Genomic DNA, 4,456 nt, shown 5'->3' with positions numbered 1-4,456 from the left:
GCCGTGCTGCGCCGGCCGGGAGAGGAGGTCGAACTGATCGACCCCGAGGACGAGGACGGAGGTGCCGGGCCGGTCGAACGCGCGGTGCGGCCGGACGTGCTGGCGGCCGCGGCGGCGGTCCGGCTCGCCGCCGACGCCGGGGACGCGCCGGCCGCCCTGCGGCGACTGGACGGCCACCGGCTGCTCTGCGCGCACCGGTCCGGCCCCCGCGGGGTGCGCGAGTGGACCTGGCGGATCGAGAGTTGGCTGGCGGCCGAGGATCTGATGCCCGCCTACCGGGAGTGGTATTCGGGCCGGCCGGTGCTGGTCACCGCGAACGACTACACGCTGCGGCTGTTCAACGGCGACGTCGGGGTCACCGTGTGGACCGGTGACGAGCTGCGGGTCGCGTTCGGCCAGCAGGGCGGCATCATCGACTTCGCGCCCGGGCGGCTCGCCGACGTGCAGACGGTGCACGCGATGACGGTCCACCGGAGCCAGGGCAGCCAGTTCGCCCACGTGACGGTCGTGCTGCCCGAGGAGGACTCGCCGCTGAGCACGCGAGAGCTGCTGTACACGGCGCTGACCCGCGCGCAGACGCGGGTGCGGCTGATCGGCACCGAGGCCGAGGTGCGGGCGGCGATCGGCCGCCCGGCCGCCCGGGCCAGCGGTCTGCGGCTGCGGATGGCCGGGACGCCGGCGCCCGCCTGATCCCGGGCCGACCCGGGGACCTTCGACCCTGGTCCCCGCCGGGCGCCGCCGGTCAGGCTGGTGGTACCGCACGGAAGGCGATCAACGATGACCGAGATCCATGAGTATCCGACCAATCTCATCGTCGTCGGGCTCGACGACTCCGATGCCGCGCGCGCGGCGGCCCGGTGGGCCGCGCAGGAGGCGGCGGCCCGGCACGCCCGGCTGCACCTGGTGTCCGCCTTCCCGATCACCGGGCACGCGTCCGGGGTCGCCGACGTCATTCCCGGCATCACCCAGGGTGACGTGCTGGGCGAGCGGCAACGGGCGCTGCAGGCGGACCTGACCGACGCACACCCCGGCCTGCAGGTCACCGGGGTGGTCGTCCGGGAGGACCCGGTCCGGCTGTTGCTGCGCGAGGCCGACCACGCCCTGATGCTGGTGGTGGCGACCCGGAGCTCCGGCCGGCTCAGCCACGTCGCGCTGGGTTCGGTGGCCTTCGGGGTGACGGCCCGGGCCCATGTCCCGGTCGTGGTGATCCGTCCGGGCGCGGAGCAGGGCGACCCGGCCGGCCCGGTGGTCGTCGGGATCGACGGATCACCGGTGAGCGAGAAGGCGTTGGCCTTCGCCTTCGCCGCAGCGTCGGTCCGGCGGGCGCCGCTGGTCGCGGTGCACGCTTGGGACGTCGAGCAGGCGTTCGACCCGGCCGTACCCGGGGCCGCCGGCTGGTCCTCGGTGACCGATCTCGAGGACGTCGAACGGGTCGTGCTGGCCGAGCGGCTGGCCGGGTGGCGGGAGCGGTACCCCGACGTCGAGGTGGAGTCGACCCTGCTGACCGAGAAGCCGACCGACGCCCTGGAACGGTTGAGCAAGAAGGCGCAGGTGGTCGTGGTGGGCAGCCGGGGGCGCAACCGGCTGGCCGGGATGGTGCTCGGCTCGACCAGCCAGCACCTGATCGTGCACGGCAGCAGCCCGGTGGCGGTCGTCCGGCCCGACGCCCACTGACGTCCGCGCCGGGCCCGGCGCCGCTGACAAGGACGCTTGACACACTCGGTGGTGTCAAGCATCCTTGACCCATGATGACAAGCAACCTTGACAGGTCGGGTCAGAGTCGCGGCGATCGGGCCCGGGGGTGGGCGTACGTGCGGGAGTTCGTCCCGGCGATGCTGGCGTACTGCGTCGTGCTCGTCCTGGTGCTGACGTTCGGCGATCTGGACGGCGGCTCGCCCTGGCGGTTCCTCTGGGCGGTCCTGCCGGTGGTGCCGCTGATCTGGGTCGGCATCGCGGTGGTCCGGCACCTGCGCCGGCTGGACGACTACCAGCAGCACCTGACGCTTCAGTCGCTCGGCGTCGGCTTCGCGGTGGCGATGGCCGCCGCGGTGACCATCGGCCTGCTCGGAGCGGCCGGCCTGCAGCTGGCCGTCACGCCGTGGATCATCTTCGGGGCCGGCATGGCCGGGTGGGGGATCACCGGCATCGTCGTCGCCCGCCGCGCGTGAAGAACACGTTGCGGGACCTGCGGGAGGACAAGGGCTGGACCCAGGGGCATCTGGCCGACCGGCTGGACGTGTCGCGGCAGACGGTGAATGCGCTGGAGACCGGCAAGTACGACCCCAGCCTGCCGCTGGCGTTCAGGATCGCCCGGCTGTTCGGCCGGTCGATCGAGGAGATCTTCGATCCGGACGGGTAGTCGCCGGGGGCGGCGCCCCGGCCCGGTCACCGCCGGCGCCGCCAGCACGGGGTGTGCCAGTGCCGGCGGTCGTCCAGTCCGGCTTCGTCGCCGAACAGGTGGTCGGCCGGCCATGCCACCAGATGCGGCGTGCCGGGATCGATGATCTGCTGGCAACCGGGGCAGCGGTAGCTCCGGTCGCCGCCGCCCACCGTGCGCACCCGCCACCGCCGCCCGTCCGGACCCGTCTCGCCGTGTTCCCAGCCCCGGGTCAGCCGGGCCACGTCGATCGGCACGTGCTCGGCGCGGGCATCGCGCTTGCGGGATCGGCGGGCCATCAGCCGAGGGTAGCGACCGGCTCCGTGCGACCGGGACGGGTCCGACCAGGCAGGAAGGGACGGCGATCCGATGGCCTTCGACTACGTCATCGTCGGCGCGGGCTCGGCCGGGGTGGTGCTGGCCAACCGCCTCTCGGCCGACCCGGGCTGCCGGGTGCTGCTGCTGGAGGCAGGCCCGGCCGACCGGCACCCGGCGATCCGGGTCCCGGCCGCCTTCTCCACCCTGTTCCGGAGCCGGTACGACTGGGGCTACGACACCGTGCCGCAACCGGAACTGGCCGGGCGCCGGATCTTCTGGCCCCGGGGCCGGACCCTGGGCGGGTCGTCGTCGCTCAACGCGATGATGTGGGTCAGCGGGTTCGCCGCCGACTACGACGGCTGGGCCGACGAGGCCGGCCCGCTGTGGTCCTGGGCGGCGGTGCTCCCGTCGCTGCGCCGGGCCGAGGAGATGCTGCACCGGGAGCCCCAGCGCAGCCCGAACCCGCACACCGCCGACTTCCTGACGGCGGCCGCCCAGGCCGGGTTCCCGATCGAGCCGGCCACCCGGCCGGCGCCCGCCGGGTTCAGCGCGACCGTCGTCACCCAGCGCCGCGGGGCCCGGTTCAGCGCGGCGGACGGCTACCTCCGGCCGGCCCGGCGGCGCCCGAACCTGACCGTGCGCACCGGGGTCCAGGCCCGCCGCGTGCTGTTCGACGGCCGGCGGGCGACCGCCGTCGAATGCTCCACCGGTGACGGGCGGGTGCGAACCGTGTCGGCCCGCCGCGAGATCCTGCTCTGCGGGGGCGCGGTGAACACGCCCCAGTTGCTGCTGCTGTCCGGGATCGGCGACCCCGACGAGCTGGCCGCCCACGGCGTTCCGCTGCTGGTGGCCCGGCCGGCGGTGGGCCGGAACCTGCAGGACCACCTGGTGGCCGGCCTGATCGTCCGCACGACCGGCGGCACCCTGCTCGACGCCCAGCGCCCGGCCGAGGTCGCCCGGTACCTGCTGCGCCGTACCGGGATGCTCACCTCCAACGTCGCCGAGGCCTACGGCTTCATCCGCACCGATCCCGGGCTGGCCCATGCGGACGTCGAGGTGGTGTTCGCGCCGGTCGCCTACGTCGGGCAGGGGCTCGAGCGGCCGCCGGCGCACGGGCTGACGGTCGGCGCGATCCTGCTGCAGCCGCAGAGCCGGGGGACCGTCCGCCTCTGCTCGGCCGACCCGCTGGCCCCGCCGGTCATCGACCCGGCCTACCTGTCCGACCCGCGGGACCGCGCGACGATGCTGCGCGGGCTGGCCGCCTGCGAGCGGATCCTGCGGTCACCGGCCCTGCGCCACCAGGGGTTCCTGGTCCCGGCCGGTGACGACGGCATGGACGAGGCCACCCGGGACCGGACCGCGCTGGAGGGTTTCGCGCACACCCTGTACCACCCGGTCGGTACCGCCCGGATGGGCACCGACGAGGCGTCGGTGGTCGACCCCCGGCTGCGGGTGCGCGGGGTCACCGGGCTCCGCGTAGTCGACGCGTCGGTGATGCCCCGCATCATCCGCGGGCACACCCACGCACCGGCGGTCGTGATCGGCGAGCGGGCCGCCGAGCTGATCCGATCATGACCGGTCGAGGCCGGCGGCGGTGAGAAGCCGCTCGGCCTCGATCATGTCGTCCGCGTACGTGATCTTCAGATTGCGCGGATCGCCGGGTAGCCAGGATCCGCGGCCCGGGTGGTACTGCTGGAAGCAGGACATCGTGTCGGTCCCGACGAAGCCGTCCGCGTCGGCCTGCCGGTAGGCCGACCACAG

General features: G+C 74.5%; 6 protein-coding genes and 1 pseudogene. 5 read left to right on the top strand and 2 right to left on the bottom strand.

Annotated elements, in window-relative coordinates; translation table 11 throughout:
* The 4 genes from ACOJUF_RS21080 to ACOJUF_RS21065 form a co-directional block, all read left to right on the top strand.
* Positions 1–690 (top strand): ATP-binding domain-containing protein (locus ACOJUF_RS21080; protein ID WP_420123775.1); only part of this gene is annotated, 690 nt, incomplete at its 5' end.
* A gap of 87 nt (positions 691–777) precedes the next feature.
* Positions 778–1,674, top strand: a complete 897-nt coding sequence (locus ACOJUF_RS21075; RefSeq protein ID WP_420123774.1) for a universal stress protein — start codon at positions 778–780, stop codon at positions 1,672–1,674.
* 137 nt (positions 1,675–1,811) lie between these two features.
* A complete protein-coding gene (locus ACOJUF_RS21070) occupies positions 1,812–2,168 on the top strand; it encodes a hypothetical protein (RefSeq protein ID WP_420123773.1) in 357 nt (118 codons plus the stop codon).
* Entirely contained in the window at positions 2,165–2,359 is a 195-nt protein-coding gene (locus ACOJUF_RS21065; protein ID WP_420123772.1) for a helix-turn-helix transcriptional regulator, read from the top strand. Before ACOJUF_RS21070 ends, ACOJUF_RS21065 begins: the two co-directional genes overlap by 4 nt.
* A gap of 26 nt (positions 2,360–2,385) precedes the next feature.
* Here ACOJUF_RS21065 and ACOJUF_RS21060 read toward each other — a convergent pair whose 3' ends face one another.
* Positions 2,386–2,676: a hypothetical protein gene (locus ACOJUF_RS21060; RefSeq protein ID WP_420123771.1), complete on the bottom strand. Its 291-nt coding sequence runs from the start codon at positions 2,674–2,676 to the stop codon at positions 2,386–2,388.
* A gap of 70 nt (positions 2,677–2,746) precedes the next feature.
* Here ACOJUF_RS21060 and ACOJUF_RS21055 point away from each other — a divergent pair, with 70 nt between their 5' ends.
* On the top strand, positions 2,747–4,270 hold the full coding sequence (locus ACOJUF_RS21055; protein WP_420123770.1) for a GMC family oxidoreductase: 1,524 nt from the start codon (positions 2,747–2,749) through the stop codon (positions 4,268–4,270).
* On the opposite strand, the pseudogene ACOJUF_RS21050 reads toward ACOJUF_RS21055, so the two are convergent.
* A pseudogene (locus ACOJUF_RS21050) lies at positions 4,265–4,456 on the bottom strand (2-C-methyl-D-erythritol 4-phosphate cytidylyltransferase); the annotation flags it as partial. The gene ACOJUF_RS21055 and the pseudogene ACOJUF_RS21050 overlap by 6 nt on opposite strands.

This window comes from Nakamurella sp., assembly GCF_048594475.1.
Classification (GTDB): Bacteria; Actinomycetota; Actinomycetes; order Mycobacteriales; family Nakamurellaceae; genus Nakamurella.
This window is presented reverse-complemented; position numbering and strand designations above follow the sequence as displayed.

What these genes read in the sequence shown, in the direction of transcription:
- ACOJUF_RS21075 (WP_420123774.1), top strand. Translation starts at nt 778, where the DNA reads ATGACCGAGATCCATGAGTATCCGACCAATCTCATCGTCGTCGGGCTC.
- ACOJUF_RS21060 (WP_420123771.1), bottom strand. Translation starts at nt 2,676, where the DNA reads ATGGCCCGCCGATCCCGCAAGCGCGATGCCCGCGCCGAGCACGTGCCG.
- ACOJUF_RS21055 (WP_420123770.1), top strand. Translation starts at nt 2,747, where the DNA reads ATGGCCTTCGACTACGTCATCGTCGGCGCGGGCTCGGCCGGGGTGGTG.